This is a genomic window from Cellulomonas sp. P5_C5, from assembly GCF_054049655.1.
This window is the reverse complement of record NZ_JBFULY010000012.1, coordinates 1-16,935: the sequence shown is the minus strand read 5'-3', so window position 1 is coordinate 16,935 and position 16,935 is coordinate 1. Positions and strand designations below refer to the sequence as shown.

Genomic DNA, 16,935 nt, shown 5'->3' with positions numbered 1-16,935 from the left:
TGGACACTGACCGGTCTGGACTCGACCCCGGTGGGTCGAGTCTCGGACCCATTGCCCGTGTTGGGCCGAGCTCCGCACACCTGCTGGCGCGGAGCACAACGTGACGTCGGCCACGGAGCCGGCGATGACTCTGTCCGAGCTCTGTGCCGGTCGACCCGGACGAGGCCCTGCTCGCGAACGTTGGCAGAGACATCGATGCCGACGCACTCGAGCGCTTCGGGAGCATCGAGGCCGCTGGGCATGCGGCTTGCCCGCTCTACGTACGGCCCGCGGCGTCGGCGGCCGTTCCGACGGTGGGCGTCATCTCGGGCCGAGCTCCGCCCAGACGACCTTGCCTCGGTCCGTGCGGTACCAGGCGGTGTCCAGGGACAGGAGTTGCGTGATCCGCAGCCCGAAGCCGCCCTGGCCGCGGGGTCGTTCGGTGGCGATGCGCGGCTCGGCGGACAGGTCTTGGTCGGCAACGGTCACCAGGAACCGGGTGTCGTGCTGGAGCAGCTCGACGATCGTGGGTGGCAGTCCGTAGCGGATCGCGTTGCTCGCGAGCTCGGTGGCGACGAGCACGACGTTCTCGGCGATGCCGCCCAGGAGCCGGTCGGCGCGCAACCGGTCCCGGGTCGCGATCTCGTCACGCAGCCCGGCACGCAGGGCGTGCAGCTCGCCAAAGGTGTCCAGGATCCACCGGCGCACCGGTGAGAAGGAGGATGGCGGAGGTGAGGTACGCAGCCCAGCATCGTGGTCGACGTCCTCGCCCGAACGGTGGTCGAAGGTCACGGGACGACGGTAGGGGCGCTGGCAGTCGAACGCCCCCCGAAGGGGTGTACTCCGCATCGCCCTGGAGCGCTTAGGGTCCTGCGTGACAGAGCGGTGGCGCTCGATACAGCACGAGAGGTGGCACGTGACATGAACGGCAACGTGCAGCTGCGAGGTCCCGAGGACCGCGAGGGGACCGTGCACGTCCTCGCCACCGCGGAGGCTGTCCAGATCACCTTGACCGGCGAGATCGATGCCGATCTTGGCGACGAGCTGGACGCCGCGGCGAGCGCGGTGCAGGCGTACCGCTTGCCCGTCCGGATCGACGCCACCGAGGTGACGTTCATGGACTCCACCGGTGTGCGACTCATCGCCCGCTGCTACGCCAACGGCCCAGTGACTGTTGCCGCGTCACCCACGGTCCGGTTCCTGCTCGAGATCCTGGCTATGGACGACCTTCTCGCCACACCGTAGGAGCGAGATCCCACCGCGCGATCGCGGCGCACCCCCTGCGTGCGCGGGCCGGAACACGATGCCTGGCCTGTGGCAACCAGCTGGATCCAGAGCGCTCAACCCTGTGCTGCGTCAGCTCTCGTCCGGGAACTTCCCCCGGACGGTTCCGTCCATGGCGTCGGCGAGGGCGTAGATCACCGGCCAGGCGCCCTCGGAGCTGTTGCCGAGCACGGTCACGGTGGTGCGGGTCTCCGGGATGTGCGTGGACCGGAACGACGCTCCGGCGTCGTAGCCCTCCAGGATCAGCGACGAGCTGCGGCGGCCCAGCCAGAACCCCATCCCGTACCGCTTGTGCTCGGACGGCACGTCGAAGCGGGGGCGGATCATCTCGGCGAGCGTGCCGGGCGACACGATCCGGCCGTCCAGCAGTGCGTTCCAGAACCGGTGCAGGTCATCAGCGGTGAAGTACATGCCGCCGTCGCCGTTGCCCCGTACCGGGAGGTGCAGCACGCTGGTGCGATTCCCCACCTCGTCCAGGTACCCGAGCGCGGCATCCCCGGGGAGGTCGTCGGAGCGAAGGAATGCGGATCCGGTGAGTCCCGCACGGTCGCAGACCTCGGTCTGGACCAGCTCATGAAATCCCCGGCCGCTGACGCGCTCGGCGACGAGGGCGAGCACCATGTACCCGCCGTTGCAGTAGGAGAACCGCTCGCCGGGCGGGAACTTCTGCGGGAAGCCGTCGAGGGCGGGCAGGAACGCCTCGGTCTCGGCCAGCTCGTGCAGCGGAATGGAGAAGAGATAGTCGTCGATCTCCCCGTCACCTTCCTCGTCGAGGTAGTCGCCGATGCCGGAGCTGTGGGTGAGCAGGTGCTCGATCGTGACCGCGTCGTCGATGAGAGGCAGGTCGTCGCCGAGGATCGGACGCACCAGGTCCCCGAGGCCGAGCGTGCCGCTCTCAGCGAGCCGCGCGATCACCAGCGCGGTGAAACCCTTGTTGCCGCTCGCGGCCGAGATGCGGGTGCTCGGCGTGTGGGGGACGCCCAGGGCGCGGTTCGCGAACCCCTCGCAGCGCTCGAGCGTGCGCCTCTCGCCGACATCGATCGTGAGCACGCCCGTGAACGACTCCGCCGCGACAGCGGCGTCGAGCGCCTCAGGGGTGATCGGGATGGTCATGGTCGGAACTCCCTAGGGTTCGGGAAGCGCCTGTTCACCCCCAGGCGCCGCGCGAGAAGGAGCACGATGTGTCCTGATCGTCGCCCCTCGAGACCGTTCGCCAGCGTATCTGCCAGGGGTGAGGCGGTCTCCTCCTTTTGCACAGGCCTCAAGACGGCCATCCACAAGGAGGAGGTCATCATGCGTCTTCGCCGCAAGCTTGCGGTCGCCGCGACATCCGTCGTTCTGGCGGGCTCTGGAAGCATCGCCTCGGCGGGACCCGCCGCGGCAGTGAGCTCCTACGCCGAGCTCTTCATCAGCCCGTCGTGGGACCACCCCGGCTACTACGTGGTGGTGGTCTCGGGCCACGTGCACAACGCACCCGGGATCACGGTCGGGATGCGTCTCATCGGCGACGATCCGGTGTTCAACGACGACCTGGGCGTCTCGCGCAGCACCAACACGCCGACCGGTGACTTCTCCATCGAAGTGCTCGTCTGGCACGGCACCCTCAACGAGGACCCGGAAGGTCGCGACGAGATCTTTGCCAAGGTCAGCGCCTCCAACGGATGGACCAGGAGCACAGCGAACGTCAACGGCTACTACTGAGCAGCCACCTCCTGCGCACGGACGGCCGTCTGGCTCCTTCCTCGTGACACCTCCCGCCAGGAACCGCGGGAGCGGCCGGACAGCCGGCGGAATGAGGGGTGCGGCGACCGACTTCGGTGCCGCCAGACACTCTCCACGACCGGGGGAGCGGCAGGGGGATCGGGAGGTCGGGCGGAGAGGCGACCTCCTCCCCTTGCGTCAGACGGGCCGGTTCAGCGACCACCGGAGGGCGTCGGGGAGCAGGACGCCGCCGTGGTTGGGGCTGTGCCCGCCGTCGCCGAGAACGAGGTGAAAGTCGTATCCGGATTCCGCCAGCGCCGCGCCGACGCGCAGGTTCTCCGCCAGCCAGTTCCTTGTCGGTGCGTTCCAGTTCAGGTCCCGGTGCCCGGCCTGCAGGAACGGCCGCACCGGCTTCCGAGCACTGCGTGCGATGAGGTCCGGGTAGGGGTTGCCGCCGGGCATCTGGGCGAAGCTGGAGAGGTAGCACACGACGCGACGGAAGCGGTCGGGGCGCATCCAGGCAGCGGTGAAGGCGGCGTTGCCTCCGCTGCTGCCCCCGCAGATGCCCCACCGCTCGGGGTCGTCCGTCACGGCGTACCGGCTGGTGACGAGCGGGACGATCTCGTCGAGCAGGAACGTGACGTAGCGGTCGTCGAAGGCGTCGTACTCGACGTTGCGGTTCTTCGGCTGCTCGGCGCCGACGAGGACACCGGGCTCCACGAAGACGCCGATCGTGAACGGGATGTCGCCCCGGTGGACGAGGTTGTCGAGGACGATCGCGCCGCGGACCTCACCGGCCGGGTCGAGGTACCACCAGCCGTCGTTGAACACCAGGAGAGCAGCCGGCGGCGCGGGGTCGTGGTGCGCGGGGACATGGATCCAGACCCTGCGCGACGTCCCGGGATAGATCGAGCTCTGTGTCCACCGCAGCTCGATGGTCTCGCCCGTCGGGACGCCGGGCTGGCGGTACGAGTCGGGACCGTGCGCGTACTCGACGCCCGAGTCGTCGAGCGGAAGGGCACGGAACGGCACGCGGGTGGGCACGCGCTCCAGGTTAGGGCGTCGCCACTCAGCGACCCCCGCGTGCGGTCAGCCGGACCTTGCCGACGCGGACGACATCCACCGCTGCGACGTGCACCCCGTCGGGGATCTCCCGCACGGTCGGGTCGACCCAGACCCCGGTGCTGCGCTGCCACGGCAGGAGCTCGAGCCGCACTCCGTGCCGGGCGATCGCGGCCGCCCACGGCGTGAGGTCGACGTCCCAGTCGCGTCCGTGCCAGAAGTGGTCGCCGATCAGCTCGTCGCCCACGTACGCACGGCCGACGTCCCCGGTCCATCGCACCCGGAGCAGCGTGCGGTCGACGCCGTCGACCAGCTCCGGGGGGACCTCGACCTGCACGACGGCGGCACCGGAGAAGTCGGTGGGCGCGCTGAGCCGGTGCAGGGGGCCACCGCGCTCGGGGATCGGGGAGGTCGCGTCGGGGTGGAGCCCGGAGAGGAGAGTGCGTCGGCCGACCTGCGGTGCGCCCACCTGCCATGACCGCCAGGGGCCGTCGTCGGACGGTTCGCTGAGGTCGCCGCCCTCCGCCCGGAGGGCCTCGGGAGCGGGGAGGAGGGAGACGGTGACGTCGGGGCTCTCCGTCTGCACGACGAGCTCGCCGTCCACCGCGTAGAGCGGTGCGGAGGACAGCACCAGCCGCTCCCGGCCGTCCACCTCGAGCAGGTAGAGCCGGTCGACGCTCGCCTGGTCCAGGACGATGATCCGCGCAGTCTCGAGCTCGACGACGCACGTCGGTCCGGCCGGTGCGGCGAGGGAGATGATCGTCGCGCCCTCGCGGTGGACGGCGACCCCCGCTCCACCCACGAGATGGTCCCCGTCGAGGACGAGCTCGACGGGGATGCCGTCGTAGGCGCCCAGCACGACGACCTCGCGGTCGTCGACGGTGACGCGAGTGAGGACCCGTGCGGTGGCACTCCGCAGGACCACGCCCGGAGCGAGCGGGTACCGCAGGGGCCACACCAACGAGATGCCGGCCGGGATCGTGACCGGCTGGGTGGGCACCGTGATGTCTCCGTCGTCGAGGGTCGCCGTGAACTGGACGTCGCTCTGTGCCGGCAGCGCGGCCTTGGCGGGCTGGTAGGTCGAGGCGAACAGGTAGCCGCTGCGACCGTCGGACCGCACGGCCCACCGCAGGATCTCCGGGTCGACGCTGCCGCCGCCGACCGTCGTGGCCATCGTGGCGATGCGGTGCCCGTCGTGCTGGAGCCACAGGTGCTGGGCCCGCAGGGCGTGGTGGTGGGGGCGGATCTGGCCGTGCTCACCGATCGGGGCGGCGAAGTCGTAGGTCACGCGGGGGACGTCGTTGGGGTAGCCGGTGGCGTGAGACTCCTGCTCGGAGCCGTGCGGACCCGTGCGCTGCGACCCGCCGGCGTACATGTAGTAGCCCTGCCAGATCGAGCCGCTGCCGATCTTGGCGAGCGCCAGTGCGGCGACGTCGGCGGGGGCGACGAACGGCCTGCGGTGGTACGCCACGTGCATCCCGCCGCCCAGCTCGCACGTCGCGAAGGGTACGGCGTCGTCGTCCTTCAACGGCACCGCATCGGGGTCGAGGGTGATCCCGTCGAGAGCCTCGCGCAGGTCCGCCCCGACGGACAGGTCGTCGCGCACAGGGCTGTAGCGGAAGTGGAACGCCGAGAACTCGGGCCACTCGGTCTGCTCGTCGTCCCAGAAGCCGTCCGAGTAGGCGCTGTACACCGGCAGCAGCGTGTCCGGGACCTGCGCACCACCCCAGCCGGTCGCCGTCCAGATCGGGACGCGGAGCCCGAGCTCCTCGGCGAGCCCGCGCAGGCGGGCGAGGTGCTGCGGCTGGTCGTAGAGCTCGTTGTCCACCTGGGCGCCGACGATGGGCCCGCCGTCGGCATGGGACAGGCCCCGGAGCTGCGCGATGGTCTGCGCGTAGAACGCGTGCACGAGGTCGAGGTACGCGGGGTCGTTGGTGCGGGTCGCGAGGTTCCGCTCGACGAGCCAGTCGGGGAAGCCGCCGTAGCGTGCCTCGCCGTGCGCCCAGGGGCCGAGCCGGACGACGACGTCGAGGCCGTGCGCCCTGGCCTCCTCGACGAAGGCGCGCAGGTCGAGCTGGCCCTCCCACCGGAACACGCCCTGCGACGGCTCGTGCGCCTGCCAGAGCACGTAGGTGGCCACGGAGGTCAGACCGCCGGCCCGGGCGTGGCCCAGGACGTCACGCCAGCGGTCGCGCGGGACTCGCGAGTAGTGGATCTCGCCCGTGACCGGGAACCACGGGACACCTCCGCGCTCGATCCACCTGCTGGTCACCTCGATCGGGTCGTCCCCGGCGGGCGGCTCGCCGACGCCCAGGTGGCCGCGGCGCGGCTCCGTCGGTGCGACGACGGTGAGGTGGTGCGGCGCCACGAGGGTGTTCGGGCGAACGTCGCTGGTCATGTCTCTCCTTGAAGCAGGTCGAAGTACCTCAGCCCTTGTCGTGCGAGCGGTACTCGGTGGGGCTCATGCCGTGGATCCGGTGGAACTGGCGGGAGAAGTAGAGGGGGTCGCTGAACCCGACCTGGGCGGCCACGGACGCGATGGGCCGGCCGGTGGTGTCGAGGAGGTCGCGCGCCGTGCCCATGCGCAGACGGGTCTGGTACTCCAGGGCGCCGTAGCCCGTGGCCCGCCGGAACAGCGCGGAGTAGTGCGAGACGCTCAGCCCGGCCATGCTCGCGAGGTCGGCCAGGGAGATGCGGGTGGAGACGTTCGCGCGCAGGTGCTCGATCGTCGCCGCCACCGGGTCCGACTGCTGCTGCTTGCCGATCGTCCGACGGTCGGCCGCCAGGAGCGCCATCGCGTGCCACGCAGCACCGGCGGACGCCAGGAGGGTCGCGGGCGTCTCGTCACGCTCCATGCGCCGGATGATCGTGTCGACCAGCGAGATGACGGGGGCCGGGTCGCCGAGGCCGAAGACCGGCTGGTCCGGCGTGGCGCCGGTCGCCGCAAGGAGGTCGGGCACCTGCTGGCCCACCAGGTGCATCCACCAGATGGTCCAGGGCTCCTCGGTGTCCGCCTCGTACCGGTGGGGCACGCCCGCGGGGATCGTGAGCGCCTGGCCCGCGTGCACCTGGTGCACGCCCGACGGCAGCGTGCAGGTCCCTCGGCCCGCCGCGCACACGATCACGATGTGCTGCGCGGCGCCGTGCGTGCGGGCGCGCCCGTGCGTCGATGCTCGCGGGAAGTACCCGACGTCGGTGACGAGCAGCTGCGACAGCGGCGGCGTCCGCGAGGCCTGCGCGACGAGAGGCCGCGGGAGCACGCGCATGCGCTGCCCAGGGAAGCCCTCTCGTCGGCGGGGCTGCGCCTCAGGCGCTGAGATCATTGATTCGTCCATGTGTCTCGGAAGACTGCCCATTCTGCAGCATGCCGACCGGAGCGTAGCGTCCTGCCCATGCTCGACCACGAGTCCCGCCTCGCACTCCCCCCCGTGCCCGCCCACCTCGTGGGTCAGGCCGTCGCCGCGTGGCGCCAGCCGGTCACGATCGACACGTACCTGCCGGACCCGGCGGACCGCTACCCGGCGTTCCTGGAGAACCGCGTCTACCAGGGCTCGTCGGGCCGGGTGTACCCCCTGCCGTTCCACGAGCGCATCAGCCCCACCAAGGCGCCCCGCGCCTGGGACGCGATCCACCTGGAGAACCCGTGGGTCCGGCTGATGATCCTGCCGGAGCTCGGTGGCCGTATCCACGTCGGGATGGACACCACCAACGGGTACGACTTCTTCTACCGCAACAACGTCATCAAGCCGGCGCTCGTCGGGCTCGCCGGGCCCTGGCTCTCGGGCGGGGTCGAGCTCAACTGGCCACAGCACCACCGCCCTGCGACGTTCCTCCCGGTCGAGGCGACGATCGAGCACGAGGCCGACGGGGCCGTCACGGTGTGGTGCTCGGACCACGACCCGTTCGCCCGGATGAAGGGCATGCACGGAATCCGCCTGCGCCCGGGCTCCTCGGTGATCGAGCTGCGCGCCAGGCTGTTCAACCGCACCGACGAGGTGCAGACGTTCCTGTGGTGGGCGAACGTCGCGGCTGCCGTGAACGACGACTACCAGTCGTTCTTCCCGACCGACGTGCACGCCGTCGCCGACCACGCCAAGCGCGCCGTGACGGCGTTCCCCGCGGCCGACCGCCCGTACTACGGGATCGACTACCGGGCCCGGAAGGCTGGGGCGCACCCCGGCGGTGCCCCCGACCCTGACCGGATCGACTGGTACCGCAACATCCCTGTGCCCACGTCGTACATGGCCCTCGGGACGCAGGACGACTTCTTCGGCGGCTACGACCACGGCCGTCGGGCGGGCTTCGTGCACTGGGCCGACCACCAGGTGGCACCCGGGAAGAAGCAGTGGACCTGGGGCACCGGCGCGTTCGGCAGGGCCTGGGACGCGAACCTCACCGACACCGACGGGCCCTACGTGGAGCTGATGGCCGGGGTCTTCACGGACAACCAGCCGGACTTCACGTTCCTGGCACCGGGCGAGACCAAGACGTTCAGCCAGTACTGGTACCCGATCCAGGAGACCGGTCCCGTCCACCAGGCCAACCTCGACGCGGCGGTCCGTCTCGACGTGGCGCCGGGCACCGCGACCACCGCTGTGCGGGTCGCGGTCGCGATGACCCGGGTCCGCGCCGGAGTCGCCGTGCGCCTGACCGCGCCGGACGGCACGACCCTCTGGCAGGTCGAGGCGGACTCGGGTCCGGATCGTCCGATCGTGCATGACCTGAGCCTCGATACCGCCTGGGCCCCCGAGGACCTGACGCTCGTCGTCGAGCACGACGGTGCCGAGGTCATCGCGTGGCGGCCCCGCGCGGCGCACGGTTTCCCGGCGATGCCCGAGCCCGCGCAGGAGCCCGCACGGCCCGCGGACGTCCCGTCCGCCGACGAGCTGTACCTCGTCGGCGTGCACCTCGACCAGTACCGGCACGCGACCCGTTCGCCCGAGCCGTACTGGCTCGAGGCCCTGCGTCGCGACGAGGGTGACTACCGCTCGAACCTGGCGCTCGCCGCGCGGCGCTACACGGCCGGGCGGTACGCCGACGCGGAGCAGCACCTGCGGACGGCGCTCGCCCGCCAGACCCGGCTGAACACCAACCCGGGGGACGGCGAGGCGATGTTCCGCCTCGGCCAGGTGCTCGCACGCACCGGTAGTCCGGACGAGGCCGACGAGGCGTGGGGCAAGGCGCGGTGGAACCAGGCGTGGCGCGTCCCGGCGCTCCTGGCGATGGCACGGCTCGACGCTGCACGCGGCAACGACCGCTCCGCCCTGGACCACGCCCGCGAGGCCGCCGCCGACGCGGACAACCTGCAGGCCCAGGCGGTGCTCGTCGTCCTGCTGCGGCGTGCCGGCCGCGACGCCGACGCGGACGCGGTGCTGGCGCGGGCGCTGGACCGCGACCCCCTCGACGTGTGGATCCGTGACCTGGCAGGTCACGACGTCGCGACGGACGCCCCGACGCTGCTCGACGTCGCGCTGGAGTACGACTCGCTCGGCATGTGGCCCGATGCGGTCCGCGTGCTCGAGGCCGCCGCCGAGGTCGAGCCCGCCCTCGGTCAGGTGGAGGTCCGACCGCTCGTGCACCTGCACGCCGCACGCATCCTGCAGGCGGCCGGCGAGCACGACGACGCCGACCGGCACCGCGCCCTGGCACGGACGGTGCCCGCCGTGCACTGCCTCGCCTCGCGCCTCGACGACGCGGACATGCTGCAGGACCACGTCGAGCAGTACCCCGACGACGCCCGGGCCTGGGCGATCCTCGGCCACTGGCTGTACTTCCAGCGTCGTCACCACGATGCGATGGCCGCGTGGTGCACGTCGACCGAGCTGGATCCGAGCGACCCCGTCGTCTGGCGCAACCGGGCGGTCGCGGCGTTCAACGTCCTGGCCGACCCGGACGCCGCGCGGCAGCACTACGAGCGCGCACTCGCGGTCGCTCCCGGCGACCCCCGCCTGGTCTACGAGCGCGACCAGCTGGCCAAGCGGTCCGGCGCGAGTCCCGAGGAGCGCCTCGCGGTGCTCGAGGGCGAGCGGTCGGCGGTCGACGCCCGCGACGACCTCACCGTCGAGCTGGCCCAGCTGCACACCGCCACGGGCAGGCCCGAGGTCGCGCTCGAGCTGCTCCTCTCCCGCCGGTTCCAGCCGTGGGAGGGCGGCGAGGGGCAGGTGCTCTCGGCCTGGGACGAGGCGCACCTCGCCCTCGCCCGCCGCGCACTCGACGACGGCGACGAGCAGCTCGCGCTCGAGCACGTCGGCGCGGCCCTCGAGCCCGTCGCGAGCCTCGGCGAGGCCCGGCACCCGCTGGCCACCACGGCCCAGCTGCACCTCGTGCTCGGCGACGTCCTCGCCGCGACGGGTGACGAGGCGGGCGCCTCCGCCGCCTGGTCGCACGCCGCCGGCTCGACGGGCGACTTCCAGAGCATGGCCCCGGTCGCGTTCTCCGAGCTGACCTACTACGCCGTGCTCGGCTCGCGCCGTCTCGGCGACGACGCCCGCGCCGACGCCCTGGTCGACGGCCTCGCTGCACACGCTCAGACGCTCCGCTCGACGCCCGCGACTCCTGACTACTTCGCGACCTCGCTGCCGACCTTGCTGCTCTTCCAGGACGACCTGGAGGCCGCGCAGACGACGACGGCGATGCTCCAGGAGGCACAGGTCGCCGCCCTGCGGGGCGACGGCGACGCCGCGGCTGCGGGCCTCGACGACGTCCTCGCCCGCGAGCCCGGTCGGCTGCGGGCGCTCGACCTGCGACGGGAGCTCGCGCGCTCGTGCCAGCATGAGCCGTGCTGAGCGTGAGCGTGATCGTCACCGCGTTCGACCAGGGCAGGCTGGTCGCCGACGCGGTCGAGTCGGCCCTGCGCCAGACCCGCGTCCCGGAGGCCGTCATCGTGGTGGACGACGGCTCGACCGACGACGAGTCGGTCGAGATCATCGAGCAGCTCCAGCGGGACGCTCGTGTCCAGGTGCTGCGTCAGCCCAACCGCGGGGTCGGCGCGGCCCGGAACGCCGGGATCGCCGCCGCGGGGACCGACCTCGTGGCTGTGCTGGACGGTGACGACCGGCTCGCGCCGACGTTCCTCGAGCGGACGGCCGCGGTGCTGGAAGGCGACCCCGACGCCCGTGCGGCGTCGTCGTGGCTGCGTGCGCACGGGGTGATCGACGCGGTCGTGCGGCCCGGCGGAGGGTCTGCTGTCGACTTCCTGCACCGCAACGCCTGCCCGGCGACCGCGCTCGTCCGCCGCGACGCCTGGCGCGCGTGCGGCGGGTACGACGAGGACATGCGCAGCGGGTTCGAGGACTGGGACTTCTTCCTGTCGCTCGTCGGCGACGGCGGGCACGTCACCGTCGTGCCGGAGCCGCTCATCGAGTACCGGACGGCGCCCGCCTCCGCGAACGTCCGCTCCATGGACTCCCGGCTCGAGCTCTACGGCGGACTCGTCGACAAGCACCGCGCCGTCTTCGAGCGACACCTGCGCGAGGTGCTGCTGGCGCTCGAGGCCCGCGCCATGGACGCCGCCGGACGGTGGGAGGACCTCGTGGCCGCGGACCGGTCCCTGCCGGTCGGGGAGGTCACCTACGGCGACGGCGGCATGGCCGCAGCCGTCCGGATCGCCGTCCGCCGGGGCTGACGGCCCAGCGGGACCTCAGGGCACGAGCGGCCGGTCGACGGTGCTCGTCGTCGCCCTCGCGCCCCGCGTGGCGGGGACGTCGAGGCGGCGCAGGACCAGGAGCGCGATGCCCGCGGACAGGAGCTCGCCCGCGGCGAGGCCGGTCCAGGTGCCGGTGGGGCCGACGTGGCCGAGCGCGAGCACGAGCGGGACCTTGATGACGAGGAGGGTCCCGACGGAGAGGAGGTACGACGGCCGGGGTCTGCCGAGAGCCTGGAAGTACGCGGAGACCAGGGGAGTGACGCCGGCTGCGGCGAACCCGACCGCCAGGATGCGCAGCGCGTCGACGGACGCGGAGCGGACGGCGGCGTCGTCGACGAAGGCGGCGGTGATGGGCTCGGCGAGCAGCGCGACGAAGCCCGCGGCGACGGTGCTGTAGACGAGGGTGCCGCGCAGCGACAGGGTCCGGGCGCGCCGGACGCGTGCGGCGAGCCGGCGACCGGCGTTGTACCCGACGATCGGCTGCATCCCCTGGCTGATGCCGAGCTGGGGCATCGAGACGAACGTCTGGATGCGGGAGCAGATCGCGAACGCGGTCAGTGCCGCAGTGGCGGCGGCCACCCGGGACAGCGTGGTGTTGACGACCACGACGAGCAGGGTGGCGCCGAAGCCGGCGAGGAACGAGGGGGCGCCGATGCCCACGAGGGTGCGGACCGTGGGGAGGTGGGGTCGCAGGTCGGACCTGCGGATGCGGTAGGGGCGGTGCCGCTGGGCGAAGAAGAACCACATGCTCATCGCGGCGGAGACGGCCTGGCCGCCGACCGTTCCCAGGGCGGCTCCCCGGACGCCGAGGTCCAGCCCGAAGATGAGCAGGGGATCGAGGGTGATCTGGACGGCGACCGGGACGACCCACAGCATCGTGGCGAACCGCATCCGACCCTCGGCGCGCACCAGGCTGGAGAACCCGGTCGAGACGATCGCACCGGCCAGGATCACCACGGCGTAGTCGCGGGCGTAGCCGAGGGTCTCGCCGTGGGCGCCGAGCAGCCGCAGGAGCGGCTCGAGCCCGGTCAGCCCGATCACGGTGATGAGGACGGCGGTGGCCCAGAACGCGGTCAAGGCGTTCCCTGCGGCGCGTGCGGCGGTGCTCGTGTCGCCGGCGCCGAGGTGCCGGGAGACGACGGAGGCTGCTCCGACGCCGAGGGCGGTCGAGACCGCTCCCAGCGCCAGGAGCAACGGGGCGACGAGGTTGACCGCCGCCATCGCGGTCGTCCCGACGCCTCGCGCGACGAACCAGGCGTTGGTCAGCGCGTAGATCCCGTAGACCCCGACGGCGATGGTGGTCTGGGTGCAGGCGTGCCACAGCAGCCGCCCGACGGGCCGTTCGCCCAGGGCGGCCGCGTCGAGCGTGCGGGTGCTCACGGCTCGGTGAGCAGGCGCATCATCGTGTCGATCTGCACGCGAGCCCAGTCGTACTGGGTGGGTGTGGTGTGTCCGCGGTAGACGGTCTCGATCGCCATGATCACGACCAGGTGCAGGCAGTACAGGCCACGACGCGTCTGCTCCCGCGGGGTGAGCGGGTCCTGGCCGTAGCCGCGCATGAAGGCGGTCGGGTCACCGAAGTCGGACAGGAAGGTGCCGGCGAAACCGGCCTCCATCAGCGGGTCCCCGTACAGGGCGCGCTCGTGGTCGATGATCGAGACGATCCTGCCGTCGCGGACCATGACGTTGGAGTCCCAGAGGTCCCACTCGACGAACCTCGGCTCGACGACGTCGTCGAGGACGTCCGCGTGCAGGGCGACGACCTTGCGGATCTCGTCGTAGTCCCGGCCGATGTCGACGGTGCGGGCCTCGCCGTCGGCCAGGACGGCCTCGACGAGGCCGGTGAACACGACCCGCCACGACGGGTCACCCGGGCCGGCGAGCGGTCCGAACCGGCTCCCACGGATCGAGTTCAGCTCGCGGTTGGCCGCTCCGAGCGCCTCGTTGTACGCGTCGCGCTGCTCGGCGCTCAGGCTCTCCGTGATGATGCCGAAGTTGTCGGCGTCGACGAACGGCATGAAGAAGTAGTCGGCGTCGACGAGCTCGTGGCTCAGGTCGGCGTGGTCGACCTGCGGGACCGGGACGCCGGTACGTGCCGCGATCAGCGCCAGGGAGTCGAGCTCGATGCGCATCGCGCCGCGCTCGGCGGTCAGCACCGGCACGTCCGACGGCGGCGCGATCTTCACGACGACGGCCCGGCCGTCGCGCAGCACGATCCGGTAGGCGACGTTGAACCAGCCGTGCCCCAGCTCCTCGAGCCAGGACTCCGGCTCGCCCGCGGGCACCTGCTCGGCGCCGTAGGCGCGTTCGACCATCGCGCGCAGCGTCGCGGGCGTCTGGCGGTTCTTGGTGATGCTCTCCATCGAGTCCTCTTCGTCGGGCGGCGGGGTGTGCGGCCCTGGGTGGCGCAGGCGCCGTCGCGGGTCGAGGTTCAGCGCGGAGGGGGGCCGGTGCTCGCCCGGACGATGAGCTCCGTGGGGATGACCGTCAGGGCCGGCGGTGCCACGGACCGGGACCGGAGCTGACCGACGACGAGGGTGATGAGTGCACGGCCGATGGCGTGGAAGTCCTGCCGGACGGTCGTCAGGGGTGGCGAGGTCCAGCCGGCGACGGCGATGTCGTCGAAGCCCACCACGGACACGTCGTCGGGCACGCGGCGGCCGGCCTCGTGCAGCGCCCGCACCAGGCCGAGCGCCATCTCGTCGTTGGCGCAGAACACGGCGGTGACCTCGGGGTCGGCCGCGAGCCGCTGCCCCGCCTCGTAGCCGTCGTGCGCGCTCCAGTCCCCGTAGACCGGCTCGGGGGGACGGATCCCGGCCTCCAGGAGGCAGCGGCGCCACGTGCCGCTGCGCACCAGGGCGTGCTCCGAGTCCCGCGGCCCGGCGAGGTGGTGCACGGTGCGGTGTCCCAGAGCGAGCAGGTGGCGGACGGCGTCCTCGCTGCCCTGGACCTGGTCGGCGGTGACGGTGGGGTAGTGGCCCGCGAACTTGGAGAAGGACACCGCCACCGGCATGCCGGCGGGGAGTGCCAGCGTCGCCGGCGACGCCTGCTCGGCGCGCATGATGACGAGGCCGTCGATGGCCTGGTGCGAGATGCGGTGCGCTGCGCTGTCCCAGCTCTCCCGAGCGGGGTTGCGCACGTGCAGGAGCGTCACCGAGTAGTCCTCGAGCGCGGCGGCCTCGACCAGGGCCTCGGCGGTGAGCGCCTCGCCCGTGCGCTGGAAGCCGGTCGAGAGCACCCCGATGGCGCCGAACGTGCCGTTCCGCAGCGCCTGGGCGGCACGGTTGGGCGAGTAGCCGAGCTGGTCCATCGCCTGCACGACGCGTGCGCGGGTGCTCGGCCGGACCGAGTCGGCGCCGGTCGAGACGCGCGAGACCGTCTGGGGCGAGACGCCGGCGAGGCGGGCGACGTCACCGATCGAAGGACCTGAGCGGCGGCGGCCAGGTGCTGACGCGGTTGTCATGCCGAGATGCTAGTGGTGACAAGCATGATGACGTAACCATCGGACACATGTCGCACCGAAACACGGTAGTTAGCGTTACCAAAGCGTTGCAGAGCATGCCGCTGAGCGCTGCTATGGTGACGTCACCAAACGCCAGAGAGGGTCGGGGGACACCGTTGTCGCTCGAGGTCGGTGTGGACAAGACCCCCTTGGCGTGGAGCTGGAAACCGCCTCATCTACGGCACGGCGCACAACCTCCAAACAGCACAGTCGACCTGTCCCGCTCGACCCCACCGCGACGTCGCGGTGAGGGAGCGGGAGCCGGCGGCTCGGCGAGAAGCCGGCGACGGTCCACGGGACGACCAACAGCACGAAGGGATCACCCGATGAAGAAGACACGCACGCTCGGGGCGCTGGGCGCCGTCTTGTCGCTGAGCCTCGCCCTCGCCGCTTGCAGCGGCGGAGGCGGCTCGAGCGAGGACGAGACGACGGGCGCGGACGGCGGTTCCGGCGACAACACCCTGACCGTCTGGGCCTGGGACCCGGCGTTCAACATCTACGCCCTCGAAGAGGCCGAGAAGGTCTACCAGGCCGACAACCCGGACTTCAAGCTCGAGATCGTCGAGACGCCGTGGGAGGACGTGCAGACCAAGCTGACCACGCTGGCCCAGTCGGGCGAGACCGACCAGCTGCCTGACATCTTCCTCATGCAGAACAACGCGTTCCAGAAGAACGTCATCAACTACCCGGACATCTTCGCCAACTTCACGGACTCGAAGGTGGACTACAGCGAGTTCCCCGAGTCCGTCGTGGCGTACTCCACGTACGACGACGTCAACTACGGGGTGCCGTTCGACAACGGGACCGCGATCGGCGCGTACCGGACGGACCTCCTGGAGCAGGCCGGCTACACGATCGACGACTTCACCGACATCACCTGGGACGAGTTCCTCACCCTCGGCAAGGACGTGCTGGCCAAGACGGGCAAGCCGCTGCTCACGGGCCAGGCGGGCTCGGCCGACACGATCATGATGATGCTGCAGAGCGCCGGCGCGAGCCTGTTCGACGACGAGGGCAAGCCGACCATCACCGACAACGACGCGCTGCTGGCCGCGATCGACATGTACGGACAGCTCGTCGACGCGGGCGTCTTCGTCGAGGTCAACTCGTGGGACGAGTACATCAACACGATCGTCAACTCGAACACGGCCGGCGTCGTCAACGGCATCTGGATCTCCGGCTCGATCCAGTCCGCCGCCGACCAGTCCGGCAAGTGGGCCGTCACCAACGTCCCGAAGCTCGACGGCGTCGACGGTGCGACCAACTACACGGCGAACGGCGGGTCGTCCTGGGCGATCACCCCGAACGGCAACGAGGCGCTCGCCAGCGACTTCCTCGACGCCACGTTCGCCGGCTCGACCGAGTTCTACGACACGATCCTCCCGAAGTCCGGCGCGCTCGCCAACTGGCTCCCGGCCGGTGAGTCGGACGTCTACAACGAGCCGCAGGAGTTCTTCGGCGGGCAGCCGATCTACGCCGACGTCCTGAAGTTCGCCGCGGAGGTGCCCAGCAACAACACGGGCGCGTACTACTACGAGGGTCGGGACGCCGTGAGCGTCGCCATCACCAACATCCTCAACGGCACGGACCCGGCCGCCGCCCTCGAGGAGGCGCAGCAGACCGTCGAGTTCGCCATGGGGTGATCCCAGGGCGGGCGGGGGTGGTCAGTCCTTGACTCCGCCGCCCGCTTCCCCGCCCAGTCCGTCACCGGCGAAGTAGAGGTGAGCTGATCGTGTCCGCTCCCACCGCACCAACCGAGGAC

Annotated in this window: 13 protein-coding genes; 5 read left to right on the top strand and 8 right to left on the bottom strand. The window is 71.5% G+C overall.

What is annotated here, in order from left to right:
• Positions 1 to 300: 300 nt before the first annotated feature.
• Positions 301 to 771: an ATP-binding protein gene (locus ACXJKF_RS12035; RefSeq protein WP_456787954.1), complete on the bottom strand. Its 471-nt coding sequence runs from the start codon at positions 769 to 771 to the stop codon at positions 301 to 303.
• Positions 772 to 888: 117 nt separating this feature from the next.
• Here ACXJKF_RS12035 and ACXJKF_RS12030 point away from each other — a divergent pair, with 117 nt between their 5' ends.
• A complete protein-coding gene (locus ACXJKF_RS12030; RefSeq protein ID WP_456787953.1) occupies positions 889 to 1,224 on the top strand; it encodes an STAS domain-containing protein in 336 nt (111 codons plus the stop codon).
• 111 nt (positions 1,225 to 1,335) lie between these two features.
• Here ACXJKF_RS12030 and ACXJKF_RS12025 read toward each other — a convergent pair whose 3' ends face one another.
• Positions 1,336 to 2,376 (bottom strand): serine hydrolase domain-containing protein, encoded by a 1,041-nt coding sequence (locus ACXJKF_RS12025; protein WP_456787952.1) that lies wholly within the window; start codon positions 2,374 to 2,376, stop codon positions 1,336 to 1,338.
• A gap of 180 nt (positions 2,377 to 2,556) precedes the next feature.
• On the opposite strand from ACXJKF_RS12025, the gene ACXJKF_RS12020 reads away from it, so the two are divergent.
• A complete protein-coding gene (locus ACXJKF_RS12020) occupies positions 2,557 to 2,964 on the top strand; it encodes a hypothetical protein (protein ID WP_456787951.1) in 408 nt (135 codons plus the stop codon).
• A 198-nt stretch (positions 2,965 to 3,162) separates the two neighbouring features.
• Here the strand turns inward: ACXJKF_RS12020 and ACXJKF_RS12015 are convergent, their stop codons facing one another.
• Genes ACXJKF_RS12015 through ACXJKF_RS12005 form a run of 3 tightly spaced genes read right to left on the bottom strand, consistent with a single transcriptional unit; the run spans position 3,163 to position 7,349 of the window.
• Positions 3,163 to 4,008, bottom strand: coding sequence for an alpha/beta hydrolase (locus ACXJKF_RS12015; protein ID WP_456787950.1), 846 nt, complete (start codon positions 4,006 to 4,008; stop codon positions 3,163 to 3,165).
• Between the two features lie 25 nt (positions 4,009 to 4,033).
• Positions 4,034 to 6,424 carry a beta-galactosidase gene (locus tag ACXJKF_RS12010; protein ID WP_456787949.1) on the bottom strand — a complete coding sequence of 797 codons (2,391 nt, stop codon included), beginning with the start codon at positions 6,422 to 6,424 and terminating at the stop codon, positions 4,034 to 4,036.
• A 28-nt stretch (positions 6,425 to 6,452) separates the two neighbouring features.
• Positions 6,453 to 7,349, bottom strand: a complete 897-nt coding sequence (locus ACXJKF_RS12005) for a helix-turn-helix domain-containing protein (RefSeq protein WP_456787948.1) — start codon at positions 7,347 to 7,349, stop codon at positions 6,453 to 6,455.
• A gap of 69 nt (positions 7,350 to 7,418) precedes the next feature.
• On the opposite strand from ACXJKF_RS12005, the gene ACXJKF_RS12000 reads away from it, so the two are divergent.
• Together ACXJKF_RS12000 and ACXJKF_RS11995 are read left to right on the top strand one after the other, a co-directional pair.
• Complete coding sequence (locus ACXJKF_RS12000) at positions 7,419 to 10,811, top strand: DUF5107 domain-containing protein (protein ID WP_456787947.1); 3,393 nt, start codon at positions 7,419 to 7,421, stop codon at positions 10,809 to 10,811.
• 2 nt (positions 10,812 to 10,813) lie between these two features.
• Complete coding sequence (locus ACXJKF_RS11995; RefSeq protein ID WP_456787946.1) at positions 10,814 to 11,650, top strand: glycosyltransferase family 2 protein; 837 nt, start codon at positions 10,814 to 10,816, stop codon at positions 11,648 to 11,650.
• 15 nt (positions 11,651 to 11,665) lie between these two features.
• Here ACXJKF_RS11995 and ACXJKF_RS11990 read toward each other — a convergent pair whose 3' ends face one another.
• From ACXJKF_RS11990 to ACXJKF_RS11980, 3 genes are all read right to left on the bottom strand, one after another.
• On the bottom strand, positions 11,666 to 13,051 hold the full coding sequence (locus ACXJKF_RS11990; protein ID WP_456787945.1) for an MATE family efflux transporter: 1,386 nt from the start codon (positions 13,049 to 13,051) through the stop codon (positions 11,666 to 11,668).
• The gene (locus tag ACXJKF_RS11985; protein WP_456787944.1) at positions 13,048 to 14,034 is read right to left on the bottom strand and encodes a phosphotransferase family protein; all 987 of its coding nucleotides are present in this window, start codon (positions 14,032 to 14,034) and stop codon (positions 13,048 to 13,050) included. Before ACXJKF_RS11985 ends, ACXJKF_RS11990 begins: the two co-directional genes overlap by 4 nt.
• 68 nt (positions 14,035 to 14,102) lie before the next feature.
• Complete coding sequence (locus ACXJKF_RS11980; RefSeq protein ID WP_456787943.1) at positions 14,103 to 15,134, bottom strand: LacI family DNA-binding transcriptional regulator; 1,032 nt, start codon at positions 15,132 to 15,134, stop codon at positions 14,103 to 14,105.
• Between the two features lie 365 nt (positions 15,135 to 15,499).
• Between ACXJKF_RS11980 and ACXJKF_RS11975 the strand changes: the two genes are divergently transcribed.
• Positions 15,500 to 16,816: an ABC transporter substrate-binding protein gene (locus tag ACXJKF_RS11975; protein ID WP_456787942.1), complete on the top strand. Its 1,317-nt coding sequence runs from the start codon at positions 15,500 to 15,502 to the stop codon at positions 16,814 to 16,816.
• Positions 16,817 to 16,935 lie beyond the last annotated feature (119 nt).